Below are 18208 nucleotides of genomic sequence, written 5' to 3' on the forward strand. Positions count from 1 at the left end.
GCCGTCCGTCGGCCGGTCAGTCGTCCTTCAGCGCCAGGTTGAGGCCCCAGGACACCAGGCTGATGATCAGCGCGCCGAGCAGCGCCGACCAGAAGCCGTCCACGTGGAAGTCCAGGCTGAGCTTGTCCGAGGCCCACGAGGTCAGCCAGAGCATCAGGGCGTTGATCACGAAGGTGATCAACCCCAGGGTGAGGAAGAACAGCGGCAGCGAGAACAGCTTCACCAGCGGCTTGATCAGGAAGTTGATCACGCCGAAGACCAGCGCGACGCCGAGCACGGTGAGCGTCTTGTGCTGCCAGTCGTCGCCGGTGAGCGTGATCCCGGTGACGATCCAGGCGGCGACCCAGATCGCCGCCGCGTTGATGAGCGTTTTGATCACGAAATTCTTCATGCTGCGGATGGTGGCAGGCCCGGCCGCCCGGGCGGAAGCTCCCCGGGTGGGTGTTCTCGCGGCGGCCCGGCGGCCGTGCGGTTGAATGGGCCCCGACCAGGGAGAGGAGCCGGGCCCGATGAAGCTGTTCCGGTTGGACCGACTCGACGCCGAGCGCGCCGAGAGCGGCGGCGCGTACCTGCGCTTCCTGAAGCAGCCGACGATGTCCGCCGGCCTGTACGCGCTCTCCCCCGGCGACACCGACCCGCAGACCCCGCACGCCCAGGACGAGATCTACCTGGTGGTCAGCGGCCGGGCCGAGCTGACCGTCGGCCGGGAGACCGCCACGGTCGGGCGCGGCAGCGTGGTGTTCGTCCCCGCCGGGACGGAGCACCGCTTCCACCACATCACCGAGGAACTGCGGGTGCTCGTGGTCTTCTCCCCGCCGGAGGACTGACCCGTGACCACCAGGCCCGCGACGACTGGGCCCGCGACCACCGGGCCCGCGACCACCGGGCCCGCGCCCGCGCAGGAGGACCGACCCGTGAAGCTCACCGACGAACTGTGGGCGGCCGCCGAGCCGACCTACCGCCGGATCCTGGACCACCCCTTCCTGCTCGGCCTCGCCGACGGCACCCTGCCGCGCGCCGCGTTCCGGCACTTCGTCGTCCAGGACTCGCACTACCTGCGCGACTACGCCCGCGCGCTGGCCGTCTGCGCCGCCAAGGCCCCCGGCGAGGACGACGTGCTGGCCTTCGCCAACGACGCGGTCGGCGCGATCGCCGCCGAGCAGGACATGCACGGCGAGTTCACGGCCGCGCTCGGCGGGCCCGCCGACGGCGACGACACCGTGCTGCCCACCACCCGCGCCTACACCTCCTACCTGCTGGCCACCGCGTACGGCGGCTCGTTCGCGGAGGCGCTCGGCGCCGTCCTGCCCTGCTACTGGATCTACGCCCGGGTCGGCGAGGAGCTGGCCCGCCGCTCCTCCCCCGACCCGCTGTACGCCAAGTGGATCGCCGCGTACGGCGACGAGGGCTTCCAGAGCGTGGTGCGCCGCGTCCTGGAGCTCACCGACCGGGTCGGCGACGAGCTCTCGGCGGCCGAACGGCGGCGGGTGGTCGAGCACTTCACCACCACCTCGCGCTACGAGTGGATGTTCTGGGACGCCGCCTGGCGCGGCGAGCGGTGGCCGGTCTGAGGCTCCACCCCGGGGGTCTCCCCCAGGTCGGACCGGCCCCGGTCTCAGGGGAGGATCTCCGGGTTCTCTCCGGGCCGTCCCCCCTCGATTTCGGCTCCCCGGCCCGCCTACGATCGAAGTGTCGAGATCGAGGGAGCGGGAACGCAGCCGGAAACACCGGCACCGACCCCGAGGGGAGAAGGTACGGACATGGCCGGGTTCTGGAAGTCGCTGCCCTCGTGGGTGCGCAACATCGTGGTCCCGATCCTGCTGCTGATCGTCGCCTGGAAGGTCTTCTGGACCATCGTGGGCGTGGTGGCCGGCATCGTCGGCTTCGCGATCAACGTGCTGGTGCTGGTCGGCATCGCGGCGGTCGTGGTGATCCTGCTCAAGAAGGCCGCGAAGAGCTGACGCCGGCGCCCGCCGCCAGGTAGTCGCCGAGGTCCCGGCCCGGGGTGAAGCCCCGGGACCGGGACTTCCGCGTGTCCAGCACCACCGGGTGCGCGAGCTGGTCCAGCGCGTACGCCGTCACCCCGGGCCGGCGGCCGGCCGCCAGCGCCGCCAGCCGCGGCGGCACGTGCAGCAGCCGGGCCCGGCGGCGGTGCGCGGCCAGCACGGCGCGCAGCGCGGCGTCCCGGGCGTACGGGGCGCGGTCGGCGACGTTGTACGCCCCCGGCGGCCAGCCGGCCGCCAGCAGGCACGCCTCGGCGAGGTTCTCCACCGCCGTCAGGCTGAGCGGCACGTCCCCGCCCGGCAGCGGCAGCACCCCGTACCGGACGGCCGCCAGCAGCCGCGGCACCAGGTGCGGGTCCCCCGGCCCGTACACCGCGCGCGGGCGCAGCACCACGGCGCCGGCCGCCAGCGCGAGCGCGTCCGCGAGCGACTTCGTCCGGCCGTACGCGTTCAGGTGGCCGCCCGCGGTCGGGTGCTCCTCGCCGACCAGCGAGCGGTCCGGGCGCGGGTCGTAGACGCTGGCGCTGCTCACGAACACGAACGGGCGGCCGGCCGCCGCCGCCAGCAGCCGCTCGGTCGCCCGCACGTTCACCGCGTACTGCTCGCGCTCGGCGGGCGACCCCGGCGGGTGGTCGCCGACCGCCGCCGCGCAGTGCACCACCAGGTCCGCCGCCCGCAGCTCCGGCGGGACCGCCCCGGACGCGGCGTCCCACGGCAGGTGCGTGCCGTGCCGGGCCGGACGGCGGCCGAGCGCCAGCACCCGGTGGCCCCGGGCGGTCGCCAGCGCGGCGAGGTGCGAGCCGCAGAAGCCGGTGGCGCCGGTCAGCGCGATGGTCAGCGGGGGCACGGGCGGGACCTTTCGGGTCGGGCTCTGGGGACGGGCTTTCGGGACGGGCCCGGTCAGTAGCTCGGCCCCGCCGTGGAGCGCAGCAGGCAGGACCGGTAGGACGGCAGGGCGCTGGTCGGGTGCGGGACGGTGCGCACGGCCCGGGGGCGGTGCGGGGCCAGGGTGGTGAGCAGCAGGGCGAGTTGGGCGCGGGCCAGCGCGGCGCCCGGGCAGCTGTGCGGGCCGAGGCCGAACGGCGCGCGGGTGGCGTACGGGTGGGCGGGGGCGTCGTGCTGGGCCTCGGCGGCGTGCCGGGCGACCAGCAGCAGCCGGTCGCCGCGGCGGATCCGGTGGCCCAGCACGGTCGCGTCGGCGGCCGCGGCGCGCGGCAGGACGGGGGAGGCGGCGGTGCGGCGGAGCAGTTCGGCGGCCAGCCCGGGCGCGTCCGCGCGGGCCCGGTCCCAGAGCCGCTCGCGGGCGCACCAGGCGGCGGCGCGGGGCAGCGCGGCGAGGGTGGTGTTGACGGCGGCGGTGGCGAGCATCGCGTCGCGCGGGTCGGGCAGCAGCCGGCTCAGCCGCAGCGCGGCCGCCCGGGCGCGGCGCTCGCCGCCCGGGCGGGGCAGCAGCGCGGGCAGGTGGGCGCGGGCGGTGGCGGCGGCGGCCCGTTCGGCGGCCAGCGCGAGCCGGACCGGGTCGGCGGCGCTGCCGGTGAGCGCGGCGGCGGTCGCGCCGGCCAGCTCGCGGACGGCCGGGACGAGGTCGACCGGTGCCTCCAGGCCGCCGAGGTACCGATCGAGGATCCGCTGCCACTCGGGCCGCAGCGCGGCCACCCCCGCCGGGCCCAGCAGCCGCGCCAACTCCCCCCGGGCGGAGCGGTGTTCGTCGCCCTGCTGGTCGAAGAGCAGCCCGCCGCCGGTGAGCGCGGCGGCGGTGCCGCCGGTGGTGCGCTCGGCGGTCCGGTCCAGCGGGACGCGGGTCAGCACCTCGCGGTAGGCGTCCGGGTGGTGCACCAGCACGGTCCGGCCGAGCCGGAGCACCGGGCGGTGCCTGGTCGCGCCGAGCAGGGCGAACAGCAGTGGGTGGCTGAACAGGTAGACGGCGCGGTCGGCGCGCCGGGCTGCGGTCAACGGGGGCTCCGGGGTGGCTGGTTCGGCTCGGCGGTTCGGTTCGGTGGTTCGGTTCGGTGGTTCGGGACGGCGGCTCGGGACGGCGGCGGTCCGGCGCGGTCAGCGGGCCCGGCGGGGCTTCGCGCGGGCGAGGTGCGCGGCGCAGTAGCGGGCGGCCGCCGGCCGGTCGGGCTTGCGGGAGCGGCCGGTCAGCGGGACGGGGCCGAGCAGCACGGCGTCCGGGCGGGCGGTGCCCATCCGGGCCAGCGGGGCGTGCAGGGCGGCGCGCAGCCGGCGGGGGTCCGCGCCGGGCCGGGGCTGCACCAGGGCGACCAGCCGCTCGTCGCCGTCCGGGTCGGGCACGCCCACCAGGACGGCGAGTTCGACCTCCGGCAGGTGCAGGGACGGCTCGTACAGCCCGGGGTAGATGTTCTCGGCGCGGCGCAGCACCATGTCCTTGAGCCGCCCGGCCAGCACGATCCGCCCGTCCGGGTCGAGCCGGGCCCGGTCACCGGTGCGGACCCACGGGTCGGGGTCCTCGCCGAGGTAGCGGTCGCGGGCCGCCGGGGCGGCGAGCAGCAGTTCGCCGTCGTCCGCGAGCCGGGTGCGGACGCCCGGCAGCGGGTGGCCGAGCAGGTCGCCCGGGCCGTCGTGGGCGCTCTTGTCGCGCTCCTCGACGGCCGCGGCCGGGAACAGCTCGGTCAGCGCGTACACCCCCCACGCCTCCCGGGCGCCGGCCCGCTTCGCCCGGCGCAGCAGGCCGGCGTCGGCGGGCGCGGAGCCGGTCCAGACCCGGCCGGTCAGCCGGGTCAGCGGCCGCAGCCGGGGCGGCGTCAGGTAGGTCTCGTCCGGGGCGAGCCGGTCGACCTGCCGTTGCAGCACGGCGGTGCGGACGGCCGGCAGCGCGACGACCGCGCCCGCGGCCAGCGCCGGGACCAGCACGAACGTCGTCCCGCCCAGCACCGTCCGCCCCGGGCGGGGGCGCACCAGCGCGTCGACCGCCCGCATCCCGGCCGCCAGCGAGGCCCGCGAGTGCACCACCGCGCGCGGCGCCGACGTCGTCCCGGAGGTGAACACGACCACCGCGTCCCCGTCGCCCTCGTACCGGGCCGGGGCCGGCCCGGTCGGCTCGGCGAGCGGCCGGGCGCACCACGGCCGGCGCGGGCCGACCGTCGCCACCGGGCCGAACGCCGCCAGCGGCGGCAGCTCCAGCCGCAGCCGCCGGGCCAGCGGCCGGGCCCACCCCGCGACGGCCTGCGCGGCCGCGTCCGCCACCACCAGCGCGGGCGGCGCCAGCGCCAGCCGGGCCCGCAGCACCTCGGGCCCCGCGCCCGGGTCGAACACCGCGCACCGCAGGCCCAGCCGGTCCGCGGCCAGCAGCAGCGCGAGGGCCCCCGGCCCGGGCCGGACCGCCAGCCCCAGGGTGTCCCCCGCCCGCAGCCCGTGGCCGTGGTGCAGCGCGGCGGCGTACCGCTCGGCGAGGTCGGCGAGGTCGCCGCAGCGGGCCAGCACCCGCGGGCTGCCGGTGCGGGTGGCGGCGAGCAGCGCGGGGCGCGAGGCGCCTTCGCGCAGGGTGCGGGCGAGCTGGTCGAGCACGGCGGGGTCCTTTCGGTGGGTGGGGGCCGGACTACCGGACTACCGGACGTCGGCGTCGCGCCGGCCCGCGCCGCGTTCGAGGTACCAGCGGGCGGTGCCGCGCAGGCCGTAGGCGCGGATCCGGCGGGTGGAGTTCTGGACCACCATGTCGGGCCGGTGGACGATCGCGGTGGTGCGGCGGCGGACCAGGTTGATGAAGGCGCGGTCGGTGGGGGAGGGGCGGCGGGGCATGCCCCCGGTGGCGAGGTAGAGGGCGGCGGTGATCGCCATGTTGTTGCCGGCGTGCATCCGGTACGGGGTGAGGTAGCCGTGCCGGCGGCGGTGGGCGGGGCGGATCCGGCCGAAGAGCGCGCCGAGGGCGACCAGGACGCGGAAGACGGCGCGTCCGGCCGGGCCGTGCTCGTCGCGGCGGGCGGTGACCCGCCCGCAGACCAGCCCGCCGGAGGCGCGCAGCGCGGCCCGGGCGGCGCCCGCCCAGCCGGGTTCGGGCAGGCAGTCGGCGTCGGTGCGGGCGAGCAGGGTCGCGCCGCGGCCGATGGCGTGCCGGAAGGCGGTGTCGACGGCGCAGCCGACGCCCTTCTCGGGCTCGGTGATCAGGTGGACCGGGAACGGCGCGGTGCGGGCGAAGGCGAGGACCTGCTCGGCGGTGGAGTCGGTGGAGCCGTTGTCGACGACCAGCAGGGTGAAGTCGCGGTCGCGCTGGGCGGCGAGGGCGCGCAGGGTGCCGCCGATCCGGTCGGCCTCCTGGTAGGCGGGGACGACGACCCACAGCTCGGTCGTCGTCGGCTCGGTGCCGCGTGGTTCGGTGCCGCGTGGTTCGGTGCCGCGCGGCTCGGCCGTCGGCGGCTCGGTCGTCGGGGGCTCGGCCCTCCGGGGCGCGGTCACGACTTCTCCCAGACCATCGTCATCAGGCTGACGCCGCCGCCCAGGCCGACCATCAGGACGCGTTCGCCGGGCTCCAACTCGTCCATCACGAGATCGAGTTGGACGCCGATGGTGGCGGAGGCGAGGTTGCCGAGCTCGGGGACGGTGACGACCAGCTTCTCCGCGGGGACGCCGGTCAGCTCCACGAAGCGCTCCAGGTACGGCAGGGTGACCTGGTGGACCAGCACGCGGGCGTAGGCGTCCCAGCCGAGGCCGGTGCGGGCGGCGACCCGGGTCAGGATGTCGGCGCCGATCTCCTCGAAGACGCCGCGCAACTCCTTGCCGCCGCCCCGGAAGTAGCTCCACTCGTCGCCGCGCGGGTGGCGCGAGCCGCCGCCGGGGATGCCGCCGACCTCCCAGTGCTCGGAGGCGGTCTGGGTCTCGACGTCCAGGATGCCGCCGCGCTCGACCCGTTCGACCAGGACGGCGGCGGCGCCGTCGCCGAAGGTGTAGCCGGCGAAGCCCGCCCGGAACTCGGCCAGCCCGGACGGGTCGCGGCGCATCGCCCGGCTGGGCGTCTCGCCGGTGACCACCAGGGCGCGCCGGGCCCGGCCGGCCAGGATCATCGCGCGGGCGGTGTCGATCCCGTTGAGGAAGCTGTTGCAGGCGTTGGAGACGTCCAACGCGTGGGCGCGGGAGCCGAGTTCGGCCTGGACGAGGTGGGCGGTGGCGGGTTCGCAGACGTCCCGGGAGGCGGAGGCGAACAGCAGCAGGTCGAGGTCGGCGGGCTCCAGGCCGCGCCGGGCGAGGGCGCGGCGGGCCGCGCCGAGGGCGAGCGTGGAGGGGTGTTCGTCCGGCCCGGCGAAGCGGCGGGTGCGGATGCCGGTGGCCTTCTCGAACATGCCGTCGGGCAGCGGGAGGCGGGCGCCGGCGGCCACCTCGTCCTGCAACTGCCGTGAACTGACGGCCTGTCGCGGGAGGTGGGAGCCGACGGCGGTGATTCCGACGCGGGGCAGCGGGTCCATGCCCCGATGCTCGCGCCGGGGCGGCCGGCGGGGCGTGAGTACGGGTACTCAGCCGCGGCCGGGGAATGCGGAGACGGCCCGGACGGCGGTGGTGCCGCCGTCCGGGCCGAACGCCCCCGGCCGGAGCGTCAGTTGTCGCTGTCCACCTGCACCGGAATGGCCTGGGCGGCCGGGGCCTCGCTGGTGGGAGCGGTGGCGGGTGCGGCGTTCATCGAGCCGAGCAGCTGGCGGGCCAGACCGAGGCCGGTGCCGCCCATGGTGAGCGCCTTGGCGAACAGCTCGGACATGCCCTCGGCACCGTTCAGCAGCACCATGTGCTCGACGTTGCCGAAGGCGTCCGCGCCGGCCCGGACGATGGCGGGCCAGTTCTCGGCCAACTGCTGGGCGACCACGGCCTCCTGGTTCTCGGCCAGGGCCGCGGCCCGGGCCTTGATGCCCTCCGCCTCGGCCAGGCCCTGGGCCCGGGTGGCCTCCGCCTCGGCGAGGCCCTTGGCGCGGGCCGCCTCGGCCTCGGCCAGGCCCTTCGCGGCCTCGGCGGCGGCCTGCGCCTCGCCGGTGGCCCGGGTGGCCTCGGCGGCGGCCAGGCCGCGGGCCCGGGTGGCCTCGGCCTCGGCGGCCGCGGCGACCTTGACCCGGTTGGCCTCGGCGGCGGTCTTCAGCTCGGTCTCCCGGGACAGCGCCTCGGCGGCGGAGATCCGGGCGTCGCGGTCGGCCTCGGCCTTGGTGCGGGTCTCGTACGCGCGGGCGTCGGCCGGCTTGCGGACGTCGGCCTGCAGCTGCTGCTCCTTGCGGTGCGCCTCCAGCTCGGCGACCTTGGTCTCCTGGACGACGACCTCCTGCCGGGCGGCGGCCTGGGCGAGCGGCCCGGCCTGCAGCGCGCGGGCCGCCGCGGTGTCCATCTCGGCCTGGTAACCGGCCTGCTGGATCCCCGAGTTGCGCGTCGCCTCGGCCTTGCGGGCGAACGCCTCCTGCTCGGCCTCGGTGGCCCGGCGGTCGGCCTCGGCGGCCGCGATCCGGGCGTCCCGCTGGACGGCGGCGGCGTGCGGCGCGGCCAGGTTGGTGATGTAGCCGGTCGGGTCCAGGATCTCCTGGATCTGCAGCGAGTCGATGATCAGGCCGAGCTTCTCCATCTCGATGCCCGAGGCGGAGCGGGTCTCGCCGGTGAGCCGCTCGCGGTCGCGGATCATGTCCTCGACGGTCAGCCCGCCGACGATCGAGCGCAGGTGGCCGGCGAACACGTTGTGCACCCGCTGGCCCATCATCTTCTGCTGGTCCAGGAAGCGGCGCGCGGCGTTCGCGATCGACGCCGGGTCGTCGCCGACCTTGAAGATGACGACGCCCTTGACGTGCACCGGGATGCCCTGCGAGGTCACGCACTCGACGTCCAGCGCGGCCTCGTTGAGGTCCAGCGAGAGCCGCCGGACCGCCTGGACGCCGGGGATCACCAGGGTGCCCCGTCCGGTGACCACGCGGAAGCCGAGTCCCTCGCCGTGCCTGGAACCGGAGATGACGAGCGCCTCGTTCGGTTCGGCGACCCGCCACATCATTTTGAAGAGCAGCACCAGCAGGACCAGACCTGCCACGACCGCTCCGACGATGCCGATCAGCATCGCGATCTCCCCCTTCATGGCACACCGGTCCGTGGCTGCGCTGGGTGGTGCAGTAGTGGGCGCGGAAGCCGGTGGCAGCGGCATTCTCCGCCCGCCGCCGCCCGGGGAGGAAGGGGGCGGGCGGGTGGGAACTCTCACTGTCCGGAAACGGCCGCCGCAGGTTTGCGGAGGCCGTCGGAAGCGCAGGAAGAGAGCGGTTTCAGAAGGGCTCGACGTAGACCGTCCGCGGTGGCTGGTACTCGACCACGACCACCATCGTCCCGGGCTCCAGCGGTTCGCCCGGCACCGCCCGGTAGGCCAGGAACGCCTCGGTGCCCAGGCGTTCGGGAACGTGCACCATCACCTCGCCGACCAGGCCCGCGCCGATCCGCCCCGACACCCGTCCCACCAGTCCGATCATCCTCGGATTCTCCCCCGCCCGACGGTGGCCTGAACAGCGTCCGGACCCCGGGCGTGCTGGACCAGCCGTGCCGGGTGCCCTACGGTGAACGGCGAACGCAGGCGGCGAACGCCCCTGCGCGGAACGGGAGCTCGGAGCACCGGGCTGAGAGGGCGCTGACGGCACGCGGCACGCGTGCCACCCGCTGCGCCGACCGCAGGAACCTGACCGGGTAATGCCGGCGTAGGGAGTGGAGTACCGCATGACCGCATTCGCCGAAGACAAGCCTGCCCAGCAGCAGCCGACCACCACCGGCTACCCGACCCCGGCCTGGCACAAGGCGTACCGCCAGGGCAGCAGCCCCGACCTGCGGGTCCCCTACCGGGAGGTGCGGCTGACCGACGGCCGCACCGTCCCGCTGTACGACACCTCCGGCCCGTACACCGACCCGGAGCAGCCCACCGACGTCCGGCGCGGCCTGGCCCCGCTGCGCGACGGCTGGATCCGCCGGCGCGGCGACGTCGAGGAGTACGAGGGCCGGGAGGCCCGGCCGGAGGACGACGGCGTCCGGCACACCTCCCCGCGCGGCGGCGACCTGCGCAACCTGGACGCCGTCTTCCCGGGCCGCCCGCGCCGCCCGCTGCGCGCCCGCGACGGCGTGGCCGTCACCCAACTCGCCTACGCCAAGCGTGGGTTGATCACCCCCGAGATGGAGTTCGTCGCGCTGCGGGAGGGCCTGGAGCCGGAGTTCGTCCGCGACCAGGTGGCCTGCGGCCGGGCCGTCATCCCGGTCAACGTGAACCACCCCGAGGTCGAACCGGCCATCATCGGCACCGACTTCCTGGTGAAGATCAACGCCAACATCGGCAACTCCGCCGTCACCTCCTCGATCGAGGAGGAGGTCGAGAAGATGACCTGGGCCACCCGCTGGGGCGCCGACACCGTCATGGACCTCTCCACCGGCCGCAACATCCACACCACCCGCGAGTGGATCCTGCGCAACTCCCCCGTCCCGATCGGCACCGTCCCGCTCTACCAGGCGCTGGAGAAGGTCGACGGCCGGGCCGAGGAACTCAGCTGGGAGGTCTACCGGGACACCGTCGTCGAACAGTGCGAGCAGGGCGTCGACTACATGACCGTGCACGCCGGCGTGCTGCTGCGCTACGTCCCGATGACCGCCCGCCGCAAGACCGGCATCGTCTCGCGCGGCGGCTCGATCATGGCCGCCTGGTGCCTGGCGCACCACCAGGAGAACTTCCTCTACACGCACTTCGAGGAACTCTGCGACCTGCTGCGCGCCTACGACGTCACCTTCTCGCTCGGCGACGGCCTGCGCCCCGGCTCGATCGCCGACGCCAACGACGAGGCCCAGTTCGCCGAACTCACCACCCTCGGCGAACTCGGCCGGATCGCCCGCGCCAAGGACGTCCAGGTGATGATCGAGGGCCCCGGACACGTCCCGATGCACAAGATCCGCGAGAACATGGACCTGCAGAAGGAGATCTGCGACGAGGCCCCGTTCTACACCCTCGGCCCGCTGACCACCGACGTCGCACCCGGCTACGACCACATCACCTCCGGCATCGGCGCCGCGATGATCGCTTGGTGGGGCACCGCGATGCTCTGCTACGTCACCCCCAAGGAACACCTCGGCCTCCCCGACCGCGACGACGTCAAGACCGGCGTCATCACCTACAAGATCGCCGCCCACGCCGCCGACCTCGCCAAGGGCCACCCCGGCGCCCAGCTCTGGGACGACGCCCTCTCCGACGCCCGCTTCGAGTTCCGCTGGGAGGACCAGTTCAACCTGGCCCTCGACCCGGAGACCGCCCGCGCCTTCCACGACGAGACCCTCCCCGCCGAACCCGCCAAGACCGCGCACTTCTGCTCCATGTGCGGACCGAAGTTCTGCTCCATGAAGATCAGCCGCCAGATCCGCGACGAACACGGCGGCGAGGCCGAACAGGCCGAACGCGTCGCCCTCGCCGGCATGGCCGAGAAGTCCGCCGAGTTCGCCGCCCAGGGCAACAAGGTCTACCTCCCGCTGGCCGACTGACGGATCGTCACGCCGCACCGCCGCCCGACCCCGACCGGACGGGCCGTCAACCGGACGGCCCGTCAGTCGACTGTGGGCCGGGCGGCCAGGGGGGCCGCCCGCGAGGCGGCCCTCGTCACCGCCGCCGGCGTCCTGCCCGACGTCCTCCGGCACAGCGTGCGCGACGTCCCGCGCTGAGCGCGCGGCGCCGGTAACGTGGGGGCGGCCGCTGCCACGGAGGAGAGATGAACCCGGAGCACCTCGCCCTGATCGAGGAATTCCGCAGGTCCGCACCGTCGAACTTCAAGATCGAGTTCTCCGGTGACGTCATCATCGTGCAGGCGTCGCCGTCGGCCATCCACGAGCGGAACCTCTCGGTCGTCCGCCGGCAGTTCGAGGCGCACGCGCCGGACGGCTACCTCTCCACCGGGAACATGGACCTGGTGTCCCCCCAGGTCGCCAAGCTGCGCAACCCCGACCTGACGTACCTCCCGGAGGACGCCATGGTCACCACGGCCAACGAGGTTCCGGCCGAACCGGCGCTCATCGCCGTCGAGATCGTCTCGCCGTCGAACCCGGAGAACGACTGGGTCGGCAAGCTCCGCGACTATCCGCTGATGCGGATCCCGCTCTACCTGCTGGTCGACGCCTCCCGGAAGACCGTCACCCTCTTCGGGGAGCCCGAGGCCGGGCGCTACCGGATGCGGGAGGACGCCGACTTCGGGGAGAGCGTCCACATCCCGGAGCCCTTCGGCTTCGTCCTCGACACCGCCGTCCTGCTCCCGTACTGAGGCCCGGGGCGGGGAACGGCCAGTAGCGTCCGGTGCCGCTGTTGACCTGGGGCGTTCGCGAGGGCCGCGAGTGGCGAAGGGGGACCCCGTGCACGACGTACGGCTACCAGCTGTTCCGGCCGGTCGGGGTGCGGGCCGGGCTGGAAGATCCGTGCGCGGCGCCCGCCGCTCGCGGGGGATCCGTGCGCCTGCGGCCCGGCGGCGCGGGCCGGGGTGAGGATGCGGGGGAACCGTCCGTTCCCCGTCCACCTTGGAGGCGCCCCCATGCCGGCCGACGTTCACTCCCCGCTCGACGGACTGCGCCGCGACGCCGCCGCGCTCCGGCCCGAACTCGTCGCACTGCGCCGCGCCCTGCACCGCGAGCCCGAGATCGGGCTCGACCTGCCGCGCACCCGGGCCAGGGTGCTCGCCGCGCTCGACGGCCTCCCGCTGGAGGTCACCCTCGGCGAGCGGCTCTCCTCGGTCACCGCGGTGCTGCGCGGCGGCCGTCCCGGCCCGAACGTGCTGCTCCGCGCCGACCTCGACGCGCTGCCGGTCCGGGAGAACACCGGCCTCCCGTACGCCTCGGAGCTTCCCGACGCGATGCACGCCTGCGGGCACGACCTGCACACCGCCGCGCTGGTCGGCGCGGCCCGGCTGCTCGCCGAGCGGCGCGAACAGCTGGCCGGCAGCGTGGTGTTCATGTTCCAGCCGGGCGAGGAGGGCGGGGGCGGCGCGGCGCTGATGGTCGAGGACGGCGTCCTGGACGCGGCCGGCGAACGGGTCTCCGCCGCGTACGCCCTGCACGTCGGCGCCGCGCTGCTGCCCGCCGGGTACGTGGCCGGGCGGCCCGGGCCGATCATGGCCGCTTCCGACACCCTGCGGGTCGTCGTCCGGGGCCGCGGCGGCCACGGTTCCAGCCCGCACCTGGCCCTCGATCCCGTCCCGGTCGCCTGCGAGGCGGTGCTGGCCCTGCAGACCATGGTGACCCGGCGCTTCGACGCCTTCGACCCGGTGGTGCTGACGGTCGGCACCTTCCACGCGGGCACCGCCGAGAACGTCATCCCGGACGAGGCGGCCTTCGGCGCGACCGTCCGCTCGTTCTCCCCGGCGGCCCGCGAACTGGTCCTGGCCGAGGCGGTCCGGGTGGTCCGGGGCATCGGCGCGGCGCACGGCTGCGAGGTCGACGCGGTCGTCGAGCACGGCTACCCGGTGACGGTCAACGACCCCGCCGAGGCCGCGTACGCCGAGCGGACGGCGCGCGCGCTGCTCGGCGACGACCGCTACGTCGAGATGCCCAGGCCGCTGGCCGGCTCCGAGGACTTCGGGGTGCTGGCGGCACAGGTGCCCGGCGCGTACGTGATGTTCGGCGCCTGCCCGGCGGACACCGACCCGTTCACCGCCCCGTACAACCACTCCGCGGAGGCCCGCTTCGACGACGGGGTGCTCGGGGACGCGGCCGCGCTGCTGGCCGCGCTGGCCCTCGGGCGCGGCTGAGCCGCCCTGAGGGGTCAGGGCTCGATCGGGACGTAGTCGGTGCGGCGGCCGTCCGGGGTGAGGAGGTGGCCGACGAGCTTGGGCGTGCGCAGCGTGACGTGCCGGTCGCGGACCCGGATCGCCGGGTGGTGCTGGACCAGGTCCTGCTCGATCCGGCGGAGGTCGGGGAGCTGCGGGGCGATCAGGTAGAGGGCGAGGTTGGCGGGGCCGACGGTGACCGCGCACATCCGGGTCTGCGGCAGGGCGGCGAGCCGGCGGGCGGCGTCGGGGAGGGCGGCGGGCGGGACGTCCAGCCAGAGCATCGCGCCGACGGGGTGGCCGGTGACCCGGGGCGACGCGTCGCAGCGCAGCACCGCCCGGCCGCCGGCCCGGAGTTCGGCGAGCCGGCGGCGGACGGTGCTGGCGGGCAGGCCGGTGCGGGCGGCGAGCGCGGCGTAGGGCATCCGGCCGTCCGCGCCGAGGGCCCGGATCAGCGCGAGGTCCTCCTCGACCCGCCGGTCGGCGCCCGGCCGGGCGGCGCCGGGCGGGGGCGCGGCGATGGCGCGGCGCTGCTCGGCGTCGAGGGCGCCGTTGGAGAACCGGCTGCCCTCGACCAGGGTCCGTTCGACCAGCGTGGTGCGGGTGCGCAGCACGCCGGGGACGGTGCCGAGCCGGTCGACCAGGTACCCGGTGAGGGCGGCGTGGTCGTACGCGGCGACGGTCAGCAGCAGGTCGGCGTCGCCGGTGACCAGTTCGATGCTGGCGGTCTGCGGGTGCCGGGCCAGCGCCGCGGCGACGGCGCCGACCCGGTCGGCGGGGCAGTCGACCTGGACGAGCGCGGTCAGGCCGCGGCCGATCCGGTCGGCGGAGGGGTAGCAGGTCACCCAGGCGTCGCCGTTCGCGGCGAGCCGGGCCCAGCGCCGGGAGAGGGTGGCCGGGTCGACGCCGAGCGGGGCGGCCAGCCGGGACCAGGGGGCTCGCGGGTCGACCCGGAGGGCGTCGACGAGCGCCAGGTCGAGTTCGTCGATCATGGCTGATCCTTGCGCGGGGTCGGCCGCAGGAACGGATTCGTGCGTGGGCGGTGCGGTGGCCTCCAGGTTAGCCATCCTTGCCGCCACCCCCACCACCCTCCGCACCCCCCACGGAACCGCCGATGACCGTCGCCGTCGCACCTCCCCCCACCCGGCCCGCGCTGTCCGCCGTCGTCCCGCTGCTGGCACTGGTGGAGTTCGCCAGCGGCGTGCTGCAGGGCGGCTTCCCGATCCTGCTGCCCCGGCTGGGCGAGCACCTCGGCCTGCGCGCCTCCGACCTGAGCCTGGCACTGGGGGTGGAGTTCCTGGTGTCGGGCGTCGCGGTGCCGCTGACCTCCCGGCTGGGCGACCTGTACGGGCACCGCCGGCTGCTGCGGGCCACCGTGCTGCTGACCCTGCTGGGCTTCGCGGTGACGGCGCTGGCACCGGACCTGCCGGTGCTGCTGGCCGGGCGGGCGCTCTCCGGGTTCCTGGCGTGCTGGCTGCCGCTGGAGTTCGCGATCCTGCGCGACCGGCTCGGCGAGGAGCGCGGCGGCCGGGCTGTCGGCCCGCTGGTCGGCGCGCTGACCGTCGGCTCGACGCTGGGCGCGATCGCGGTCGGCGCGCTGGGCGCGGACCCGGCGGCGACCCGTCCGCTGCTGTGGGCGCTGGCGGTGCTGCCGGTACTGGCGCTGCCGGTGGTCTGGCGGCTCGTCCCCGAGTCGGCGACCCGGGCGGCCGGCCGGATCGACTGGGCCGGCACGGCCCTGCTCTCGCTCGGCCTGACCCTGCTGCTCTCCGCCCTGGGCGCGAGCGGGGCACTGCCGGCCGCGGCGGTGCTGCCGCTGCTGGGCGCCGGGGCGCTGCTGCTGGCGCTGTTCGTCCGGCAGGAACTGCGCTCCGCCGAACCGATGGTGGACGTCCGGCTGCTGGCCCGCCGGGCCACCGCCCCGGTGTTCGGCCTGAGCTTCCTGCTCGGCTGCGCGCTGTACGGGGCACAGGGCCCGACGCTCGCCTTCGAGGCCGCCGACCCGGCCACCACCGGCTACGGCCTCGCCGCGGTGCCGCTGCTGCTCGGCCTGCTGGTGCTCCCGCAGACGGCGGCCGCCACCCTGGGCGCGCTCACCGCCCACCGGCTGACCCGTCGCCACGACGCCTCCGCCGTCCTCGCCGCGGGCTTCGCGCTGTGCGCCGCGGGCTACGGCGCGATCGCCCTCGGACACGCCGCCGCCTGGCAGTTCGTCCTCGGCGGCGCCCTGGCTGGCTACGGCGCGGGCCTCGGCCTCAGCCTGCTCCCGGCCCTGCTGATGCGCCGGCTGCCCGCCGACCAGACCGGCATCGGAACGGGCGTCTACAACACCCTGAAGTCCCTGGCCGGCGCGGCGGCGGGCGTCCTCGCCGCCGCCGTCCTCGACCACCTGCTCCTACACCCGGGCACCCCCGCCGAGGGCGCCTACACGCTGATCTGGGCGGGCTGCGCGGCGGCCTGCGGACTGGGCGTGCCGGTCGCGCTGGCCCTGCGGGCGGCGCGCGGGTCAGGCGGTCGACCGCTGCTCGACCGGTAGGGGATCCAGCGGGCGGTGCGGATCCGCGCACAGGACGCGTCCGCCCAACACCCCGTCCAGTTCACCGGACTTGACGGCGTCGCACAGGTCAGCCCACTCGTCGGGCGGGAGGACCAGGAAGCGGCGGTGGTGATCGGCCGCGACGGTCAGGAAGACGCCGTCGCCCGACTGGGCCAGCAGCAGACCCCGGGGATCCTCCCCGACCGCGTACCACAGCAGGGTCGGATGGTCGGCCGCGTAGTGGTCGACGAGTCTCACAGCAGCGGCGCCTTGCTCTCGGGGGCCTGGTCGACCTCGGCCCACAGCCGTTCCCAGCCGGCCTTGCTGGTGTGCCCGAACCGATCGCCCCGGGCGAGCACCCGGATCACCGCCAGCGTCAGCTCGCCCGACGCCCCGGGCGCTTCGATCCGGACGGTCACCCGGACGACACCTCCGCGCAGGCGCACGGCGGCGGCCGGCCGGCCGGTCAGCCGGTGCAGCGCGTCGGTGATCCACCGGACGCGGGCTTCGGCGGAAACGCCGTTGTGCGGTAAGGGACTTGATCCCGGCGGAACGGGAGGACGGGTGCTGCTCCCGGACCGGCCGGAGGGGGAATCCACCGAAGACATGGCTGCGCTCCGACTCAACGGCCGCCCGACTGGCTGCGCTCGCCGTAACCGTAGACCTACTCTCCGTCGAGGAGCAAGGCTGCTCCGAAAACTGGAGAAGCCCCCGCCGCGAGGGCGGGGGCGACGGCGATCGCTGCCGGAGCAGCGGTACGGGCGCTACGCGGAGAAGTCGCCGTGGTGGTCGAACTCGCCGGCCCGGGCGCCCTTGAGGAAGGCGGCGAACTTCCTCGGGGTGGTGCGGATGACGACCTCGCCGGTGTCCGACTCGCGGACCTCGACCATCCCGTCCAGGGTCCGCACCTCGACGCACTCGTGGGAGTCACCGCTGAAGGTGGACTTCTGCCAGCTGCTCATCGTGCCTTGCCTTTCAGTTCCTTGCCGACGCGGTGGATGAAGTCTCGCGACTCCTGCGGGGAGAGCGCGACCTCCTCCACCTCGACCATCATATTGCGGTAGGTGTGCAGTTCGGCCTCGGAATGCACGAACTGGGTCCCGTGGGTGAGGTCGACCTGTACCGTGTCGAGTTCGGGGACGACACCGGCGATCAGGCGCAGGTTCTCCGCCTGCCCGGGAAAGGTGTTCACCTCGAAGGGCACCACCCGGATCACGACGTTGGGCCGCTCGGAGTCCTCCAGCAGGCTGTCGAGCTGCGCCCGGAGGATCGCGGGGCCGCCGAATCGCATGCGCAGTGCGGCTTCGTGGATGAAGGAGTGTGGGGTTTCTCCCCGCCCACGCTCATGCTCTGCCGCTGGATCCGGAACGCCGTGCGCAGGTCGACCTCGTGGCGCGGGAGCGGCGGCCTGACCCGGGCGAAGATGGCGCCGGCGTAGGCGACGGTCTGCAGCAGCCCGGGGATGTACGTGATCGCCCAGGAGACCGAGCCGCTGGAGTGCCACTCCATCTCGGCGGTGTCGAGGAACCCCGCCGAGAGCTTGCCCCGGTACTCGTCCCACCAGTGCCTGCCGCGGTCCTGCGTCATGGCGGTCAGGGCGTCGATCAGCCGGGTGTTGTCGCACTTGCCGGCGGCCGCCCAGGAGCGGAGCCGGTCGGCGCTGATGCCTGCCTTGCCGGACTCCATCTGCGCGATCTTGGGCGGGTCGGTGCCCAGGGCCGCGGCCATGGCCTGCGGGGTCATGTCGGCCTGGACGCGCATCTTCCGCAGTTCGATGCCCAACCGCTGCTGGCGCACGGTGGGTGACGTTCGGGGTGGCATGCGTCCCTCTCCTGGCAGGTGTCGCCAGTGTGCCGTACGGCGTCGGAGCGGGTCCATCTCGATCGGCGGGGGCGGGGGCGGGGCGGGCGGATTTCCCCGCCCGGGTGATGAAATCCCGTATC

General features: G+C 75.2%; 19 protein-coding genes and 1 pseudogene. 7 read left to right on the forward strand and 13 right to left on the reverse strand.

Annotated features, from left to right (window positions below; all coding sequences use genetic code 11):
- Positions 1 to 16: 16 nt before the first annotated feature.
- Positions 17 to 391: a phage holin family protein gene (locus KSE_RS19645; protein WP_014137079.1), complete on the reverse strand. Its 375-nt coding sequence runs from the start codon at positions 389 to 391 to the stop codon at positions 17 to 19.
- Positions 392 to 509: 118 nt separating this feature from the next.
- Between KSE_RS19645 and KSE_RS19650 the strand changes: the two genes are divergently transcribed.
- The 3 genes from KSE_RS19650 (at position 510) to KSE_RS19660 (ending at position 1961) form a co-directional block, all read left to right on the forward strand.
- The gene (locus KSE_RS19650) at positions 510 to 827 is read left to right on the forward strand and encodes a cupin domain-containing protein (protein ID WP_014137080.1); all 318 of its coding nucleotides are present in this window, start codon (positions 510 to 512) and stop codon (positions 825 to 827) included.
- Positions 828 to 914: 87 nt separating this feature from the next.
- Positions 915 to 1571, forward strand: a complete 657-nt coding sequence (tenA, locus tag KSE_RS19655) for a thiaminase II (protein ID WP_014137081.1) — start codon at positions 915 to 917, stop codon at positions 1569 to 1571.
- A 189-nt stretch (positions 1572 to 1760) separates the two neighbouring features.
- Positions 1761 to 1961: a hypothetical protein gene (locus tag KSE_RS19660; RefSeq protein ID WP_014137082.1), complete on the forward strand. Its 201-nt coding sequence runs from the start codon at positions 1761 to 1763 to the stop codon at positions 1959 to 1961.
- Here the strand turns inward: KSE_RS19660 and KSE_RS19665 are convergent.
- The 7 genes from KSE_RS19665 to KSE_RS19695 form a co-directional block, all read right to left on the reverse strand.
- Entirely contained in the window at positions 1939 to 2850 is a 912-nt protein-coding gene (locus KSE_RS19665; protein ID WP_014137083.1) for an NAD-dependent epimerase/dehydratase family protein, read from the reverse strand. The two genes, KSE_RS19660 and KSE_RS19665, sit on opposite strands and share 23 nt — an antisense overlap.
- 53 nt (positions 2851 to 2903) lie before the next feature.
- Entirely contained in the window at positions 2904 to 3956 is a 1053-nt protein-coding gene (locus tag KSE_RS45875; RefSeq protein WP_014137084.1) for a cytochrome P450 family protein, read from the reverse strand.
- A gap of 99 nt (positions 3957 to 4055) precedes the next feature.
- Entirely contained in the window at positions 4056 to 5531 is a 1476-nt protein-coding gene (locus KSE_RS19675) for an AMP-binding protein (protein ID WP_014137085.1), read from the reverse strand.
- 39 nt (positions 5532 to 5570) lie between these two features.
- Positions 5571 to 6416 (reverse strand): glycosyltransferase family A protein, encoded by an 846-nt coding sequence (locus KSE_RS19680; RefSeq protein WP_014137086.1) that lies wholly within the window; start codon positions 6414 to 6416, stop codon positions 5571 to 5573.
- Complete coding sequence (locus tag KSE_RS19685; protein ID WP_014137087.1) at positions 6413 to 7420, reverse strand: 3-oxoacyl-ACP synthase III family protein; 1008 nt, start codon at positions 7418 to 7420, stop codon at positions 6413 to 6415. The genes KSE_RS19680 and KSE_RS19685 overlap by 4 nt, the downstream gene beginning before the upstream one ends.
- A 128-nt stretch (positions 7421 to 7548) precedes the next feature.
- The gene (locus tag KSE_RS19690) at positions 7549 to 9030 is read right to left on the reverse strand and encodes an SPFH domain-containing protein (protein WP_033257700.1); all 1482 of its coding nucleotides are present in this window, start codon (positions 9028 to 9030) and stop codon (positions 7549 to 7551) included.
- Between the two features lie 199 nt (positions 9031 to 9229).
- Positions 9230 to 9430 (reverse strand): hypothetical protein, encoded by a 201-nt coding sequence (locus KSE_RS19695; protein ID WP_014137089.1) that lies wholly within the window; start codon positions 9428 to 9430, stop codon positions 9230 to 9232.
- A gap of 241 nt (positions 9431 to 9671) precedes the next feature.
- On the opposite strand from KSE_RS19695, the gene thiC reads away from it, so the two are divergent.
- From thiC to KSE_RS19710, 3 genes are all read left to right on the forward strand, one after another.
- Positions 9672 to 11465 carry a phosphomethylpyrimidine synthase ThiC gene (gene thiC, locus KSE_RS19700; protein WP_033257699.1) on the forward strand — a complete coding sequence of 598 codons (1794 nt, stop codon included), beginning with the start codon at positions 9672 to 9674 and terminating at the stop codon, positions 11463 to 11465.
- Positions 11466 to 11689: 224 nt separating this feature from the next.
- Positions 11690 to 12235 carry a Uma2 family endonuclease gene (locus tag KSE_RS19705; protein ID WP_014137091.1) on the forward strand — a complete coding sequence of 182 codons (546 nt, stop codon included), beginning with the start codon at positions 11690 to 11692 and terminating at the stop codon, positions 12233 to 12235.
- Between the two features lie 264 nt (positions 12236 to 12499).
- Complete coding sequence (locus tag KSE_RS19710; RefSeq protein ID WP_014137092.1) at positions 12500 to 13711, forward strand: M20 metallopeptidase family protein; 1212 nt, start codon at positions 12500 to 12502, stop codon at positions 13709 to 13711.
- A gap of 14 nt (positions 13712 to 13725) precedes the next feature.
- On the opposite strand, the gene KSE_RS19715 is transcribed toward KSE_RS19710, so the two are convergent.
- Positions 13726 to 14721 (reverse strand): Lrp/AsnC family transcriptional regulator, encoded by a 996-nt coding sequence (locus KSE_RS19715; RefSeq protein WP_014137093.1) that lies wholly within the window; start codon positions 14719 to 14721, stop codon positions 13726 to 13728.
- 122 nt (positions 14722 to 14843) lie between these two features.
- Between KSE_RS19715 and KSE_RS19720 the strand changes: the two genes are divergently transcribed.
- Positions 14844 to 16265 (forward strand): MFS transporter, encoded by a 1422-nt coding sequence (locus tag KSE_RS19720; protein WP_014137094.1) that lies wholly within the window; start codon positions 14844 to 14846, stop codon positions 16263 to 16265.
- Here the strand turns inward: KSE_RS19720 and KSE_RS19725 are convergent.
- The 4 genes and pseudogenes from KSE_RS19725 to KSE_RS46375 all read right to left on the reverse strand — a co-directional run bounded on the left by KSE_RS19725 (position 16236) and on the right by KSE_RS46375 (position 18143).
- The gene (locus KSE_RS19725) at positions 16236 to 16523 is read right to left on the reverse strand and encodes a hypothetical protein (protein WP_014137095.1); all 288 of its coding nucleotides are present in this window, start codon (positions 16521 to 16523) and stop codon (positions 16236 to 16238) included. The genes KSE_RS19720 and KSE_RS19725 overlap by 30 nt on opposite strands.
- Positions 16520 to 16684, reverse strand: a complete 165-nt coding sequence (locus KSE_RS40190) for a hypothetical protein (protein WP_231873186.1) — start codon at positions 16682 to 16684, stop codon at positions 16520 to 16522. The genes KSE_RS19725 and KSE_RS40190 overlap by 4 nt, the downstream gene beginning before the upstream one ends.
- 345 nt (positions 16685 to 17029) lie before the next feature.
- Positions 17030 to 17227, reverse strand: coding sequence for a DUF397 domain-containing protein (locus KSE_RS19730; RefSeq protein ID WP_014137097.1), 198 nt, complete (start codon positions 17225 to 17227; stop codon positions 17030 to 17032).
- Positions 17224 to 18143: pseudogene (locus tag KSE_RS46375) on the reverse strand (helix-turn-helix domain-containing protein). Before KSE_RS46375 ends, KSE_RS19730 begins: the two are co-directional and overlap by 4 nt.
- Between the last annotated feature and the right edge of the window lie 65 nt (positions 18144 to 18208).

Source organism: Kitasatospora setae KM-6054, from assembly GCF_000269985.1.
GTDB lineage: Bacteria > Actinomycetota > Actinomycetes > Streptomycetales > Streptomycetaceae > Kitasatospora > Kitasatospora setae.

What these genes read in the sequence shown, in the direction of transcription:
- KSE_RS19715 (WP_014137093.1), bottom strand. Translation starts at nt 14,721, where the DNA reads ATGATCGACGAACTCGACCTGGCGCTCGTCGACGCCCTCCGGGTCGAC.
- KSE_RS19710 (WP_014137092.1), top strand. Translation starts at nt 12,500, where the DNA reads ATGCCGGCCGACGTTCACTCCCCGCTCGACGGACTGCGCCGCGACGCC.
- thiC (WP_033257699.1), top strand. Translation starts at nt 9,672, where the DNA reads ATGACCGCATTCGCCGAAGACAAGCCTGCCCAGCAGCAGCCGACCACC.
- KSE_RS19650 (WP_014137080.1), top strand. Translation starts at nt 510, where the DNA reads ATGAAGCTGTTCCGGTTGGACCGACTCGACGCCGAGCGCGCCGAGAGC.
- KSE_RS19660 (WP_014137082.1), top strand. Translation starts at nt 1,761, where the DNA reads ATGGCCGGGTTCTGGAAGTCGCTGCCCTCGTGGGTGCGCAACATCGTG.
- KSE_RS19690 (WP_033257700.1), bottom strand. Translation starts at nt 9,030, where the DNA reads ATGCTGATCGGCATCGTCGGAGCGGTCGTGGCAGGTCTGGTCCTGCTG.
- KSE_RS19645 (WP_014137079.1), bottom strand. Translation starts at nt 391, where the DNA reads ATGAAGAATTTCGTGATCAAAACGCTCATCAACGCGGCGGCGATCTGG.
- KSE_RS19720 (WP_014137094.1), top strand. Translation starts at nt 14,844, where the DNA reads ATGACCGTCGCCGTCGCACCTCCCCCCACCCGGCCCGCGCTGTCCGCC.
- KSE_RS19705 (WP_014137091.1), top strand. Translation starts at nt 11,690, where the DNA reads ATGAACCCGGAGCACCTCGCCCTGATCGAGGAATTCCGCAGGTCCGCA.
- KSE_RS19730 (WP_014137097.1), bottom strand. Translation starts at nt 17,227, where the DNA reads ATGAGCAGCTGGCAGAAGTCCACCTTCAGCGGTGACTCCCACGAGTGC.
- KSE_RS19685 (WP_014137087.1), bottom strand. Translation starts at nt 7,420, where the DNA reads ATGGACCCGCTGCCCCGCGTCGGAATCACCGCCGTCGGCTCCCACCTC.
- KSE_RS19695 (WP_014137089.1), bottom strand. Translation starts at nt 9,430, where the DNA reads ATGATCGGACTGGTGGGACGGGTGTCGGGGCGGATCGGCGCGGGCCTG.